The following is a 15,164-nucleotide window of genomic DNA, read 5'->3' as shown; positions in this document are numbered from 1 at the left end:
ATAAGCATATTTAAAAAAGACCTTCTAAATTGAAGGTCTTTCGTTTTTTAAAGTGCTTTTTCAGCTGTTGTTGAGTTGTAGTCTTTACTTACGTCAACAGATTGAACAAAGTCAGGTCTTTGTGGTGCCGGGAAATCCGCATGGCCTGCTTGATATGTAAATGAACTATTGAGACCGATAGATACAATGCCTATAACAGATAACCCTAAAACGATAGAACTAATTTTTTTTATCATTTTAATGCCCCCTTCTCAAACGTTTTTTCTTTTGCTTGTAATGCTTTATGAAAATACTCACTAGCTTTTATATGATTATTTTCATCGTAAAGTTTAACCGCTAATTTTTCTGAATATTCTTGAGTGTAGTTATATAAGGATTCTTTGTCGAAATACGCAATTCCTTCAAGAATAATATTTTCTAAGTCTTCAGTGGACTCATTATTGTTAAGAGACTCTAAAATTTTAAAGTGAAGCATATATTCTTCATTGTTTAGTTCTGTACAAATTTTTAATCCTTTTTTTATGAATTGATCAGCAATATTTATTTCATCAAGTTTAGAATGTTCTCTAGCTTGTAAGAAAATAGCTTTGAAATGGGTAGGCATTTTTGTCGTTACTTCAGATAGATGACGAATAGCTAGTGTCGATAAGTTTTGATTGGCATATAGCCATCCTAAATTATTACGCACTCTTAATAGTAATGATTCTTCATCCTGTTTCTGTAAAATGTTGATTGCTGAATTATATTTTTCCTCTGCTTGCTCGTATTGTTTTAAATATACAAAAGCTGCACCTAATACGCTTTCGCAAGAGGCAACGTTCTTTTCATACCCTACAGCTTTTATGAAGGATTCTTTCGCTTTGGTTGCATATTCAATAGCTTCAATTGGCTGGTAAAAGTGATAGTGGAAAATAGCCATTCGATAATTAAATTCACCTTTTTCTAAATCCTCAATGGCATTTACTAGTAGTTTCCCAGCTTTTTCATAATATTCACCTGCTAAATTATAATTTGTTGTTAAAGTAGCATGAATTGCTTTAAATAAATGATAGTAGTAAGAAAGTTGGTGATTAGCTGGAATCGAGTAAGAATCTATCTTATTGAAACTGTCTTTTGTAATACTTAAACCATCAGTTAAAACTTTGAAACGAAAATTTAATAGAGAATAGTATAATGCTAAGTTTTCATCTTCCTCAAAGTTTAGTTCCTTTTCCTCAATTTCATGCTTTAAGTTTGTCGCCTGAGACACATCTTGTTTAAGCATAGCTAAATACCAATCATTAAATAATTTCGTAATTTGTTCATTACCTTGTAGTTGAACGTTCATGAAATCCCCTCACTTTTTGAATATTCTTATAAAATATAGTATCAAAAATAACAATATTTAGAAATGATGTTTTATATTTCTCAACATTTGTATAGTAGAGTTATTATTAAGCTCATTGGAATAGAGTGACTTTTATTTTTGGTTAAAGAAAGAGCGGAGGAGAGAGTATAAAAAAGGTGCGCCCACACAATTTGTATGAACACACCTTTTTATATTAAACAATCAAGTCCCACAAAAAGTACGATAAGGACGATTCGTCGGTACAGGTGGAACGCAGTATTCTTCTTGATCTGTAGTATACGCATAAGGATTTGATAGAGCTTCAAGAAGTTTTTCCATTACGCTATAGTCGCCATTTGTGACAGCTGCTTCTAGTGCTGCTTCTACGCGGTGGTTCCTTGGGATGATGGATGGGTTATTATTTTTCATCATTTCGTAGGCGTTTTCTTTCGATTCTTCTTGTTTTTCTAATCGAGATTGCCATAGTTTGTACCATTCGTTAAATTCAGGACTTTCAAATAGAGCTGTATTTTCGAGCGTATTAAGAGTTAATGAACGGAATGTATTTGTATAATCGGCTTTATGTTTCTCCATCATTTTTAAAAGTTGCTCAATAAGTGATTGATCTTGTTCCTCGTTGCTAAATAGTCCTAATTTCTTTTTCATTCCAAGGAACCAATTGTTTTCATATTGTACGCTAAATTTTGAAATTTCGTCTTGAGCAATCTTTAATGCTTCTTCTTCATCTTCATGTAGGATCGGTATTAAAGATTCTGCTAATCGCGCAAGGTCCCATGCGGCCATATATGGTTGATTTCCATATGCGTAGCGACCTTGTGTATCAATAGAGCTAAATACAGTTCCTTGGTCGTAATTGTCCATAAATGCACAAGGGCCGTAATCAATCGTTTCTCCACTAATCGTTATATTGTCAGTATTCATTACGCCATGTATAAATCCAACAAGTTGCCATTTAGCGATGAGACTCGCTTGTTTCTTTATGACTTCTTGTAGTAATGCAGTATATCGGTTTTCATGAGCCTCAATTTCTGGATAATGCCTTTTTATCGTATAGTCAGCTAGTGATTGAAGATCCTCGATAGAACCGCGAGCTGCAGCATATTGAAATGTGCCGACGCGTATATGACTGCTAGCGACTCTAGTTAAAATTGCTCCAGGTAACTTTGTTTCACGATATGTTGGTTCGCCAGTTGTGACAACTGCTAAACTGCGGGTAGTTGGAATATCGAGTGCATACATTGCTTCACTAATAATATACTCGCGTAGCATCGGGCCGAGTGCCGCACGACCATCGCCGCGGCGTGAATACGGAGTAGGACCAGAACCTTTCAGTTGAATGTCAAAACGTTTACCTGAAGGAGTAATTTGTTCACCTATTAAAAGCGCGCGACCGTCGCCTAACATATTAAAATGTCCAAATTGATGACCTGCATACGCTTGTGCTAATGGATGAGCTCCTTCTGGGAGTGCATTACCAGCGAAAATAGCAATTTCAACTTCTTTTTTCAATTCTTCAGGATTAAATCCAAGAGATATTGCTAGTGAATGATTTAGTTTAACTAGCTCCGGTGAACTTACGGGAGTAGGGGGGATTTCTGTATAAAATGTTTGTGGTAGATTCGTGTAACTATTATCTAAATTCCAACCAGCTTCATTATTTTTAGTCATTTTATCTCCTCCTTGTTTATTTTTTTATTATGTATTTGTACGTATGTATTCTTTGTAAAATTAGCTAAAAGTATAATATGATATTTCCCCTTGCAATCTATTGTAAGGACTTCACTGCACTATGTCTATTTAACAGTAAATATAAAGACTCCATTTTAAGAAAATGGAGTCTTTATATTTATTTTATTTTTACAATGATTTTTCCTTTTGCTCTTCCAGCCTCTGAGTATTCCATTGCTTTTTGAGCATCTTCAAAAGGGAAAACTCGATCGATTACCGGTTTGATTTTTCCAGCTTCAATATAGTTTGCGATAGTACGTAATTGATCCCCGCTTGGCTTCATAAATAAAAATGAATATTGAGCATTATGCTTTTTTTCAAGTGCAGTAAGTTTTTTACTTGCTAATGAAAATAAGAGTGTTTTAAAAAATCCAGAACCAAATTCTTTACCGAATCGAGCGTTTGGCACTCCTGAAACGGAAACAATGTTGCCGCCGCTTTTTATAATATTGAATGATTTTTCAAGTGTTGTACCGCCGATTGTATCAAATACTGCATCATAATCTTTTAGTATTTCTTCAAATTTTTCTGTTTTGTAATTAATAATCTTATCTGCGCCAAGAGACTTTACTAAATCAGCACCAGCTTCACTAGCAGTTGTTGTAACGGTAGCACCCATTATTTTTGCTAACTGAATTGCGAAAGTACCAACACCACCAGATCCAGCGTGAATTAAAATCTTTTGTCCTTTTTCTAGTTGCATGATGTCATGTAGTGCTTGATATGATGTTAAGCCAACGAGAGGAATCGACGCCGCTTCCTCAAAACTTAAATTTTTTGGTTTTAAAGCTATATCATCCTCATGAATGGCTATATATTCCGCGAAAGTACCGATCTTATTTTTTCTTGGACGTGCATATATTGCATCGCCGGTTTTAAAACGAGTCACTTTTGATCCAACCTTTACGATGACACCGGAAAAGTCATTACCAAGAATTAAGGGCATTTCATATTTAAGTAACATCTTTACTTTTCCATCGCGTATTTTAAAGTCAATTGGGTTAATACTAGCTGCATGAATTTCTGCGAGTACTTCATATTCATTTATTTCAGGAGTAGGCACTTCTGCCATACGCATTGGAACTTTTCCATACTTATCAATTATCATTGCTTTCATTTCTTATCCCTCCACACTTCAATAAAAGTTGTGCAACAATTTTTCAATATCTAATACAAGATTTTTTAATACACCTAATTTTGTACGTATATCAATATAATAAAAGTTTTTTGTACCTTCTTTTCGCATTAAAATAATACCGGCTTCTCGTAAAATTCTAAGGTGATGTGATACGGCTGGTCGAGAAAGGTGTGTTTGCTTCGTAATTTCTCCTACACGTAATCCGGTTTGACATTCCGTTTCCATGAGAACTAACAAAATAGCTTGGCGTGTTTCATCGCCAATTGCCAATAATACTTTTTGAGAATCAACAAAATCTTTTTTTATAACATTTAATTGTTCTTGTTTATTCATTTCAATCACGTTACCTCCAATGAATTAGTCGAAAGGTTTAAGATGATGGACCATTACATCGATATGGTAATGCTACATGATTGTTGAATGAGCTGCAATATTGGGAAAGAAAATCGAGACGAATGAAATTTTATTTGTTGAAAATGGTAGGGGATAGAAAAGGGTTTAATCATACGTTGTTTACAGATGAGTAAGGTTAATCCATTGACGAAAAAATTAAGCGGTCGTAACCCTTTATAATTTATAGGGTTACGACCGCTTATCATGTTTTTATTATTTTGGTGTTTACTAAAGTGAGTTGTTTCGTTTTACTCTTTCATACATGCATAATTCAAGAAGATTATAGATGTATGAAAAAGTAAAAGTAATTTGGGGCGTAATCTATCTATATGATAATTTAAAATGAAATATAAGTCTATATCTTTGTTGTTTTTTTGATTATATTTATGTCACTGAGCTCAGAACAATGATGTGGAGGGTAAATATATGAAATCGAATGATGTACCAGTTTTAATTGTTGGAGGAGGATTATCAGGGTTAGCATCTGCGTTATTCCTTGCAAAACATAACGTTGATTATTTACTGATTGAAAGGCACTCGTCTACTGCAATTCATCCGAAAGCAGGTGGAATCACTTTTCGTACGATGGAGTTATTTCGAGAATTGGGTTTAGAACAAAGAATTAGATCAGCGAGTAAAGCGTTAGAAAATTGCCGAGGAAGAATAGCAGTTCATACAATAGCTGAGGCGAATAAGGAAGAATTGGCACAAATGAGGGCGAATCAGTATGGAAACGATGAAAAGTTACTTCAAAAAATAGAAGAGATTAGTCCATCAAAACAAACGGCTTGTTATCAAATTATTTTAGAAGAGATGATGTTACAAAAAGCGAGAACATTAGGCGGAGAATTATCTTTTTATCATGAATTAGCTTCTTATGAACAAAATGAGCACGGAGTAATAGCGACGATTCGGAATCGTGAAACGGAAGAAGAAAGTATTATTCATTGTGACTATGTAATTGCAGCAGATGGGGCAAAAAGTAAAATACGTGAGCAGCTAGGGATACGTACTGAGGGAAGAGGTACAATCGGTGGCTATTATATGAATATTTATTTTGAAGCGGATTTAAGTGAGTTTATACAAGGAGATGCATTTGGTTTTTCTATGGTACTTCATCCGGAAGTTCTTGGTGCGCTTATTCCAGTTGATAACGCAAGAAGATGGATTTACCATGTATCCTACGATCCATTAAAAGGAGAGCGACCAGAGGATTTCACTATAGAACGTTGTAAACAAATTATTCAAACCGCAATTGGAAGCACAAATGTTGAGTCAGAAATAGTAAGTGTTTTACCGTGGGAAGCGACTGAAAGTACTGCTACAAAATTTCAAGATAATCGCATTTTTTTAGTTGGCGACTCTGCACATATTATGCCGCCAACTGGAGGGTTTGGTTCAAATACAGGAATACAAGATGCGCACAATCTAGCTTGGAAATTAGCGGCTGTTATAAAAGGGAAGGCAAAACCCAAATTGTTAGAAACATATTATGAAGAGAGATATCCTGTTGCAAAATTAACGACGAATTATGCGAGTAGTTTATTATTCCGTGCTGCGAATAGAGAAGAAGGTAGTTCGAATAATATGGATGGTTTAGCTGTAACTGTTGGGTATCAGTATTGTTCAGAAGCAATAATAGATGATTCAGCCACTCCACATAGAATGGATACCGTAGAGTTGAATGGAAGACCTGGAACACGAGCACCGCACTTTTTGGGGATGTATAAAGGGAAAGAAGCTTCTATATTAGACTTATTTGGTAACAATTTTGTATTACTTACTGGAGTAGACAATAGTTCTTGGGCTGAAGCTGTATGTGATGTTTCATCTAGATTAGGAATAAATATTAAAGTGTATCGAGTAGGGTTAAGCGGAGACTTTATTGCTCAAGAAAATGTTATTTGTGAATTATATGAGATAGAGAATGGAGGAGCTGTATTAATTAGACCAGATGGCTTTATAGGATGGCGTTCGAAAAAAGAGGTAGTAAATCCAGATGTAATGCTTGAAGAGGTAATGGGTAATTTATTATGTGACTTTTAAGTAACTAAGGAAGTATTGTCTAATATAGGACGATACTTCTATTTTTTTGGCTTACAAAATAAAATTGTTTAGTGAAGAGACATTATTATTATAAAAATATATGTAAATTAATCCCTTTTTTTGTTAGGATTTTTTCAGTTTTTAGTTTTAAGTGATATCTATCGCTAGATTAGATTATCTTTTTATTGTATTATTTTTCCTAGAGATTATATATTACGCTAGAGAGTGATATTGTTTGAATATTGAATCTATTATTTTATCAAATAAATACATGCATGAATTAGTATATTTGATAATGAGGTTACGATTGTAATCGGAGCAACTTTAGATAAAATTTTTTAGTTTTTAGGAGAGTAATATGGAAAAATACCACGGAAAAAGCACAGAACAAATTATTCAGAAATTGATGCCTGACAGTGTAAGATCGAGTGTCGTTATGGTGTGGGTAGTTATTAATTTTATGATTTTAACCCCATTTTTATTTCCTCCAACCTTTACTATATACTTATATATAATTTTACCTTTTCTTTTGATTGCTAATATATGGGGGGTATGGGTGTTTTTTTGTAAACCAAATGAGCCAAGGTTGGTACACATTTTATATAATGGATTTATGGGGATAACTTTTTCTTTTGGTAGCTTTATAGTGATTCAAAAGATTGCATATACTTTTATTAAAATTGAAACACCTCTGTTTTTTATTGTTACTTTTCTGCTTTACATTCTTACAATCTATAAATTGATTTCTATTGGAATGAAAAGTTTTTTAAGGCGATTAAACAATGAAGAAAATGACAATATAAAAATTTCTCCAATTGTTTATTTATCAGGATTGGGATATGTTATTGGACAAATATGTATAGGTACATTATCACAAAACGGTTTAGCGACGGTCTTAATTTTAGTCTTTTCTTTATTTGCTATTGTGCTTAGTATATCTGGAGTATATATATGGGTATATATTGATTTGAAGAGGAAGGAAATGGATGGGATGCATAATGGACAAATATAATGGCAACAACATAGTTGATTGTATACGAATATTAATACCATTTGATATAAGGAATGTTGTAGGAGCCTTTATGTGGGTTTTCATGAATTTTTTTCTACTTATCATTTTATTCATATTTCCACCGTACAATTTATACTCTTACGTAGCTTTACCGTTTTATGTGATATGTAATCTATGGGGGATTTGGGTTTCCATTTATAAGCCTCGGCAGCCTCAATTGCAACATTTACTATATTCTGGATTTGTTTAGTTAAGTATTTCATTTTGTAGTTTTATAGCTGTGCAAAAGTTAGCTTATGAATTCGTAGAAATAGAGTCACCTTTATTTTTTATTCTATCGCTTATTGCATATAGTTTAATTGTTTATAAATCTGAATTATTCTGGATTAAATATTTTACAGCCCGCTTAAGGGGGACAACTAATCAAGGTGTGAAAATTCCTGGAATTGTATTTTTTTCGAGTTTAGGTTATATGATTGGTCAAGTTAGTATTGGAATTTTGGGCCAAAAGGCTATGGCTATTTTATTAATCATTCTCGCCTCATTTTTTTCCGTTGTGTTCTTAGCCCTAAGTACACATTTGTATTTTTACTTTGATTTTAGAAAACAAGGTATTACTTCGGGACATTTAAAAGAATTACAGTCTCAAAAGCAGCCTAAATTGTCAAGGAAGAAAAGGAGACAAGCCATGGCTGCCTCGGGGCATGTAAATATACTACAATCTCAAAAGAAAACTAAACTTGCAAGAAAGGATATACGAAATTAAGAATTTGTAATTAAGTAAAACCTAGATTTACGTAAATATCACGTCAAATGACCATAGAATTTTATCTTGTATGAATGGAAATTAAAGAAGTTAGATAGGAATTAGGCTGTACAGAAAAATTCGATGTGTTCAAATACTAATTAGTATGAGATAGATATATAACTTATACTGATTAAAGCTTCACCGTACTGAAAAAATAATATTCACAAATTTTAATAGGTTTGGTATGATTAATTTCGACAAGTTAATCGAGGCCGGAGATATTTGAGATAAGCCATAAATTTATTTAGGGATACAGAAGTGTCCTCTAAATAATTTATGGCTTTTTTTATTGAACGAACAGTAAACAGTAGGGGGTTACATGTAAAAGGAGGGATAAAGAAAATAAATAGTATAGTAATAACATAGGGGAATTATATTTGTAAGATTGGAATTTTAATATAAACTTATAAAAATAATAAAAGTATATCTTCTATTTCGTGTAAATCTCATTAACTTGTTGAAATTTGCAACGTAGGAAGGGTTAGAAGGATGAGAAAAATTATTAGCGTATTAGTTATTTTCTTTACGATGGGAAGTGTTTTTGCTGGGGGAGCTGTTCATGCGAAAGTAGAAGGGAAGCATGAATGGAATACGAATAAATTTTTAAACATTGCACATCGTGGAGCAAGTGGACATGCACCGGAGCATACTTTTGCTTCTTATGATCTTGTGAAAAAAATGAAAGCGGATTATTTGGAGTTAGATATTCAATTAACTAAGGATGGCCAATTAATTGCAATGCATGATACAGCAGTTGATCGTACTACAAATGGAACAGGTGAAGTACGAGATAAAACGTTAAATGAAATAAAGAGCTTAGATGCTGGATCTTGGTTCAATAAAGCTTATCCAGAAAAGGCTAAGCAAGAGTACGTTGGTCAAAAAGTTCCGACTCTTGAAGAAATCTTCCAAAAGTACGGTAGAAGCATGAAGTATTACATTGAAACAAAATCACCAGATGTGTATCCAGGAATGGAAGAGAAATTGTTAGCATTGTTAAATAAATATAATTTAGTAGGTCAAAACATGTCATCTAGTCGTGTTATGATTCAATCATTTAGTAAAGATAGTTTAACAAAGATTCATAGTATGAATAAAAATATTCCGTTAGTTCAACTGCTTTGGTATTATCCAAATGAAAACAATGAGATTGTTGAATGGTCTGGTATTACACATGAACCGAAAAGTGTAACGAATGATGATTTTCAAGAAATTAAAAAGTATGCAGTTGGTATTGGACCGAACTTACGTAATGATAACGGAGAAATAATTATTGATGAGTCATATATGAAAATGGCTAGGAAAAATGGATTGTTAATTCACCCGTATACAATTAACGAGAAACAAGATATGAGATTATTAATTAAATGGGGTGCTACAGGAATGTTTACAAATTATCCTGATCGATTACATAGTGTGCTAAAGGAAAAATAAATAGGTGAAAAGGTATACCGTTGTTTTGGGTATACCTTTTTCTATTATGCTAGATTATAGTAGTAGGATACATATTCCTCTAAACCTTGAACTTCTTTTTCAGGTGGCTCAATGCCGCCTTTTCTACCGTAGCAAACATTTCTCAAGTATTCTCCAAAAATCATAGAGCGACTCTTTTCATCTTCCATTCAATTATATCTATTCATTATAAACTCACCATCGAAACTTGTATCAAATGTATATGGGATACAAGTAATAGTTTTAGGTAGATGTTTTTTTAATACTCTATATTGCCGACCAGCTCCTAAACTTTTGCATACAAATAGTAGCCGATTAATCTTTGTGAAATCAAAAATCTTTTTCGCTTCAATTACATTAGCAATAGAATGGAGGGAGTTTGTCTCGAATAGGATAGCGTCTTTTGGTACGCCTTGTTCAATTAATTTATTTACAATTACTTCTGCTTCTGACAATTCCCCGTAATTCCAGCTCGGATGCTTCATGCCATGCAAACTAGTACCACCTGTAACGATAATTTGCTTTCCTAAACCTTGTTGATAAGCTTTTAGTGGAGTTTGCCAATTGCCAGAATGAGAACCGCCGAAAACGAAAATGGCATCACATTTTTGTGGTGTTATTTCTTTTAGAAAAGTGATTTCTGTAATTTGGTAGATTTGCTTTTTCGTAAGAGTAGGGACATCAGGATATTTAGGGATTACCATGTGAAAACCTCCTATATAGTAAAATGATAAATTCATTATATAGCGATTTTATTAAGTGGAAAAAGGGAAGTTTTTCATTTGAAAGTACCCCTTTTAAGATAATTCTCCAACAAACCAAATCTCTTTTTCATCGATTGCATCCTCATCATAAATGACTTCTTCAAAGTGCAATGTTTGGACAGTAGGACAAATTGAAATTCCCCATGTCTTCCAAAAATCAGACTCATTTGAAAGAGGAATCCATTTTTGAAATTCATTATTTCTATTGAAAAAATTTTGAAAGTAGTCATCGTTTTTAAATACGATAATTTGCGATCTCCATAAATTTTCTATAGAAATTAAAACAACAACTCGATATGTATGTGTATCGCTCGGTTTTATTTTTATTAAATGCTGTGCTTGATTTAATAAGGTTTGTATACACAATCGTTTTACTTTGCTAGGTGTTTTACATGAATTGATAAAAGCTTGAGAAACTGGTAATAGCATATACCAATATTCATCGTCATAGAAAGCAGAAGGGAACGTTTTTGTATGTTCTTCAATTCGCTTTATCATCGTATTTGTTTTACGCTTCATCCCACGTATTTTCTTTTCACGCATTGTGAATCATCTCCATAAATTTTTGTAATGCAGCTGAGTAATATAGATCTTTTCTAATAATAAAAGTAGTAGGAACTTTTTTGAATCTATTTGGTAAAGGATTGAATGATAAGTTATGTGCATGATCATTTAAAATAGATTTCATCATAATTGCTACGCCCATATTTGATTTTACACATGCGAGTATCGCTTCAATTGTTCCATACTCTAATACTCGTTTAGGTGAGATTCCTACTTCTTGAAGCCAGTCTTCTAATAAACTTCTATAATAGCAACCGTGACTAAAAGCGAGTAAATTCATATCTTCTATGTCTTTAAGAGAGGGTAAAGGTTTTTTACTAATGAGAACTAATTCTTCTTCACGAAATACACTTGTATGAAGTTCAGCGTGCTGAGTAGAGCCAGCTATAAACGCTCCGTCTAGTTTTCTTTCTAACACTAGCCTAATTAGTTGTTCGGTCGTATTTGTTTCTAAAATCAATTCGACTTTTGGGTGTTTCTCATAGTAGGCCGTTAATATAGAGGGAAGCCTTACCGCAGTTGTAGATTCTGTACATCCAATTTTCAACGTGCCCTTTGGCTCAGTTCCATTACTTTGAACCGCTTTTATAGATTGATTCATTAAGTGGATAATTTGTTTAGCGTATGTTAATAAAATTTCACCGTTAGAAGTTAAAGTTACACCTTTTCCGTTACGGTAAAATAAAGGCACACCTAATTCATTTTCTAGTTGTTTCATACGCATTGTTACGCCTGATTGTACATAGTTCAAATTTTTAGCTGCGTGAGAAATATTACTTTCCTTCGCAACTTCGTAAAATACAGTTAAATCTTTTATGTCCACGTAGTATCCCTCCGAAAAGGTATCATTTTTTTTGATGGATTATATAATGAATCTTTATTTTATATGATATCAGAACTTTCATACAATGAAAGTGGATGGAGGGATTATTTTGTTAATCGAAGAAAGGATGAATAGAAATTATAAGTGGATGATGTTAATTGTTGCGACGATTGCTCAAACAACAGCGACACTTATAACGTATGGTGTTGGAGTTTTGGCGTTATTTTGGAAAGAAGAATATGGACTTACGAATACGGAGAGTGGATTGTTAGTAAGTGTTGTAAATATTGGACCGCTATTTTGTATGCTGTTTGTCGGTCGGTTACTTGATCAATATAATGAAAAATTATTAATTTCTATAAGTTCATTTTTGCTAGGAGGTTCGCTTTTACTAACTAATATAGTAAATGGATTTAATGGACTGTTATTTGTACTTTTATTAGTAGGGATGTTTTATAGTGTTTCCCAGCCAGGAGGAAGTAAAGTGATTTTAAAATGGTTCTCAAAAGAAAATCGTGGATTAGCGATGGGAATAAGGCAAGCGGGTATACCGATTGGTGGTGCTTTAGCAGGAGTATTAATCCCTTTTCTTACAATACAATATAATGTGACTTACGGGATAAATAGTATGGCATGCATTTGTATAATTGGAGGTTTATTATTTTTTATGTTTTATAAAGAGCCATATGTTCAGGAGGAAGTAAGGAAAGAACATATTAAAATTTCTTTTTGGACGCAGCTAAAAGTAGTGATATGCAAAAAAGAGTTGTATCTAATTTATATAACGGGTATTTGCATGATTTCATTGCAAATGGTGTTAGTTGGGCACTTTATGAAATTTTTAGTAAAGGGACAATCTATCACATCTATTGTAGCTGGAACCGTATTTTCAGTGATGTTCTTTTCTGGAATGATTGGTCGTGTTGCATTAGCAGCTAGTAGTGATTTGTTTTATAAGGGGAATCGGCGCATACCTTTATTTATAGCTGTCTGCGCTTCTATCGGTTTGATTCTATTGTTAGTAATGTGCATACATACAGTAACGAGTGGAGTATTGTATGGTGTAAGTGCATTGTTAGGCTTCTTTTCAATTGGATGGTTTAGTCTTTTTATCGTCGAAGTTGCTGAATTGGCAAGTGAAGAATGTGTTGGAATAACAGTTAGTTTGGCACTTACATTCAATCAAATTGCGATTGTTGTTGCACCTGTTTTATTTGGTTGTATTGTAGATGAAAAAGGCTATACGTATGCGTGGTTATGTATAGTGTTATTACTATGTATCTCGGCAGTGAGTTTATATAGTAAAAACAAAAAATAAAAGAAAGTTAGTAATGTAAATTTTATATGAAGAAAATCTAAAGAAATGCCGAATGTGCGACATTTCTTTTTTATATGTTGTATAATCAAAAGATAAATGAGATTCGTTTTCAATGACGTTCATTGCCTCTTTTGAAATTACCTGTTACTTTAGCCATAATGAGTTGTTTTTCTGTATCGTTATGTGCATGATTTATTTTGTTTAAAAATTTTTCAGCATCATTTCCTTTTAATACTTTAATTCATTTTCCGTAATATTCAATTAAAACTATGTTATTTTTTGTTACTTTGTAATGGAACATCATATCATTTAAACGATTGCGTTTATCAGTATTTTTCATCGTAACAACTCCATTTTTTAGTATGTGTAACAAATGTTACATAAGCTGTTGAAATTATAGTAGGGTGTATCCGATTGTAAGGTGGAAATTTTGCAAGAAAGAAATACAATAGAGAGTAGCCAAAAACTGAATATGAGAAAAAGGAATCTAGTTTAAATAGGTGAATAATAGATAGGTAGTATTATAAAATATTTGAAAATTAAAAGATATAGAACAGAATGGATGTACGTTAATTGAAACTAGATAAAAGAGGGTTCCTAGTATGTTAAAGAAATGGTTAATCGTTTTCTTTATTTTTGCTATTTTTTGTGGGAGTGTCGTTGCACTAATACATGCACATAAAGGTAAGAAATATGATATAAAGGCATTTTCTAATGTAAATAGTAAGCAAAAGGACGATATGCAAGAAGTTGATGCAAATGAGAAAAAACGCTATGAAGTTGTAGCTGGAAAACTAGATCAATACTTAAAAGATAAAGGGTTTAATGGGAGTGTTCTGGTAGCTAGTAAAGATCATGTGGTTTTACGAAAAGGTTATGGATATGCGAATGTGAAAGATAAAGTAGTAACAACGCCGAGAACGAAATATCGTATTGGTTCTATTACGAAAACAGTCGTTGCAATATCTATTATGCAGCTAAAAGAAAAAGGGAAATTAAATATTGAAGACAATGTAAATAAATATATTCCATCATTTCCGGCAGATAAAAACATTACGTTACGAAATTTGTTAACACATACGTCTGGGTTGCCAGATCAGGGACAAGGTAGGGTTGATGCGGCGTCACGATTAAAGTTAGTAACGTGGATTGGTGCACAAAAATTGCAATTTTCTGCAGGGACTGGGTGGAAATATACAGATTATAATTATATGGTGCTTGCGTATATTGTAGAAAAGATATCGAATAAACCGCTCGCTGAATATGTGAAAGAAAATATTTTTACGCCTGTTGAAATGCATGAATCTGGAATGGGTGCAACTCTCCCTGAAGATATTTTCTTAGCAGAAGGTTATATGAAAAAAGATAATGAGTTAATAGCTGCACCCCGCTTAAAAATGAACTGGTTGTATGGGTGTGGTGAAATGTATACGACTGTTGAAGATATGAAAAGATTAGATGAGGCTATTATGGATGGAAAGTTGATTTCTAAACAAAGTGTATCAGATATGTTTACTGCATCACCTGTAAGAAAATATGGATTTAGTTTCTATACTAATCCAGATTATTATCATAACCATGGTGTATTAGCTGGTTGGAATACATTTAATAACTTTAGCCGGGATAAACGAACGTTTGTCATATTATTCTCTAACGTACAAAATGGTATGAATGATACGTTTAATCAGGAGTTTAGGAAAATGGCGAATGATTTAATAGAAGGAAAATAATAATTTTAAAAGTCGGTATTGATATGTAATGATCAATACC

General features: G+C 32.9%; 12 protein-coding genes and 3 pseudogenes. 6 read left to right on the top strand and 9 right to left on the bottom strand.

Going from position 1 to position 15,164, the window contains the following annotated elements; all coding sequences use genetic code 11:
- Positions 1–47 precede the first annotated feature (47 nt).
- The 5 genes from MKX31_RS15145 to MKX31_RS15125 all read right to left on the bottom strand — a co-directional run bounded on the left by MKX31_RS15145 (position 48) and on the right by MKX31_RS15125 (position 4,556).
- A complete protein-coding gene (locus MKX31_RS15145) occupies positions 48–236 on the bottom strand; it encodes a Phr family secreted Rap phosphatase inhibitor (RefSeq protein ID WP_064476913.1) in 189 nt (62 codons plus the stop codon).
- Positions 233–1,327 carry a Rap family tetratricopeptide repeat protein gene (locus tag MKX31_RS15140; RefSeq protein WP_064476912.1) on the bottom strand — a complete coding sequence of 365 codons (1,095 nt, stop codon included), beginning with the start codon at positions 1,325–1,327 and terminating at the stop codon, positions 233–235. The genes MKX31_RS15145 and MKX31_RS15140 overlap by 4 nt, the downstream gene beginning before the upstream one ends.
- A 222-nt stretch (positions 1,328–1,549) precedes the next feature.
- The gene (locus MKX31_RS15135) at positions 1,550–3,016 is read right to left on the bottom strand and encodes a protein adenylyltransferase SelO (protein ID WP_340981065.1); all 1,467 of its coding nucleotides are present in this window, start codon (positions 3,014–3,016) and stop codon (positions 1,550–1,552) included.
- A 178-nt stretch (positions 3,017–3,194) separates the two neighbouring features.
- Complete coding sequence (locus tag MKX31_RS15130; protein WP_088047064.1) at positions 3,195–4,193, bottom strand: NADP-dependent oxidoreductase; 999 nt, start codon at positions 4,191–4,193, stop codon at positions 3,195–3,197.
- An 18-nt stretch (positions 4,194–4,211) separates the two neighbouring features.
- Positions 4,212–4,556 (bottom strand): ArsR/SmtB family transcription factor, encoded by a 345-nt coding sequence (locus MKX31_RS15125; RefSeq protein WP_088047065.1) that lies wholly within the window; start codon positions 4,554–4,556, stop codon positions 4,212–4,214.
- Positions 4,557–5,033: 477 nt separating this feature from the next.
- Between MKX31_RS15125 and MKX31_RS15120 the strand changes: the two genes are divergently transcribed.
- From MKX31_RS15120 to MKX31_RS15105, 4 genes and pseudogenes are all read left to right on the top strand, one after another.
- Positions 5,034–6,653 (top strand): FAD-dependent oxidoreductase, encoded by a 1,620-nt coding sequence (locus tag MKX31_RS15120; RefSeq protein WP_142387355.1) that lies wholly within the window; start codon positions 5,034–5,036, stop codon positions 6,651–6,653.
- Between the two features lie 358 nt (positions 6,654–7,011).
- A complete protein-coding gene (locus MKX31_RS15115; protein WP_088047067.1) occupies positions 7,012–7,665 on the top strand; it encodes a hypothetical protein in 654 nt (217 codons plus the stop codon).
- A pseudogene (locus MKX31_RS15110) lies at positions 7,640–8,431 on the top strand (hypothetical protein). Before MKX31_RS15115 ends, MKX31_RS15110 begins: the two are co-directional and overlap by 26 nt.
- Positions 8,432–8,962: 531 nt before the next feature.
- A complete protein-coding gene (locus MKX31_RS15105; protein WP_088047068.1) occupies positions 8,963–9,907 on the top strand; it encodes a glycerophosphodiester phosphodiesterase in 945 nt (314 codons plus the stop codon).
- Between the two features lie 44 nt (positions 9,908–9,951).
- On the opposite strand, the pseudogene MKX31_RS15100 reads toward MKX31_RS15105, so the two are convergent.
- The 3 genes and pseudogenes from MKX31_RS15100 to MKX31_RS15090 all read right to left on the bottom strand — a co-directional run bounded on the left by MKX31_RS15100 (position 9,952) and on the right by MKX31_RS15090 (position 12,076).
- A pseudogene (locus MKX31_RS15100) lies at positions 9,952–10,629 on the bottom strand (YdcF family protein).
- Between the two features lie 93 nt (positions 10,630–10,722).
- Positions 10,723–11,232, bottom strand: a complete 510-nt coding sequence (locus tag MKX31_RS15095) for a DUF3916 domain-containing protein (RefSeq protein WP_098112117.1) — start codon at positions 11,230–11,232, stop codon at positions 10,723–10,725.
- On the bottom strand, positions 11,225–12,076 hold the full coding sequence (locus MKX31_RS15090) for a LysR family transcriptional regulator (protein WP_103655096.1): 852 nt from the start codon (positions 12,074–12,076) through the stop codon (positions 11,225–11,227). The genes MKX31_RS15095 and MKX31_RS15090 overlap by 8 nt, the downstream gene beginning before the upstream one ends.
- 85 nt (positions 12,077–12,161) lie before the next feature.
- Here MKX31_RS15090 and MKX31_RS15085 point away from each other — a divergent pair, with 85 nt between their 5' ends.
- On the top strand, positions 12,162–13,394 hold the full coding sequence (locus tag MKX31_RS15085) for an MFS transporter (protein WP_340981063.1): 1,233 nt from the start codon (positions 12,162–12,164) through the stop codon (positions 13,392–13,394).
- A 109-nt stretch (positions 13,395–13,503) separates the two neighbouring features.
- On the opposite strand, the pseudogene MKX31_RS15080 reads toward MKX31_RS15085, so the two are convergent.
- Positions 13,504–13,734, bottom strand: a pseudogene (locus MKX31_RS15080) (hypothetical protein).
- A gap of 262 nt (positions 13,735–13,996) precedes the next feature.
- Between MKX31_RS15080 and MKX31_RS15075 the strand changes: the two are divergent.
- Positions 13,997–15,124, top strand: a complete 1,128-nt coding sequence (locus MKX31_RS15075; protein WP_340981062.1) for a serine hydrolase domain-containing protein — start codon at positions 13,997–13,999, stop codon at positions 15,122–15,124.
- The last annotated feature ends 40 nt before the right edge of the window (positions 15,125–15,164 follow it).

It is taken from the genome of Bacillus sp. FSL M8-0063 (genome assembly GCF_038005545.1).
Classification (GTDB): Bacteria; Bacillota; Bacilli; order Bacillales; family Bacillaceae_G; genus Bacillus_A; species Bacillus_A wiedmannii.
Note: the sequence above shows the minus strand (reverse complement) of the source record. Positions and strands in the feature narration are given on the sequence as shown.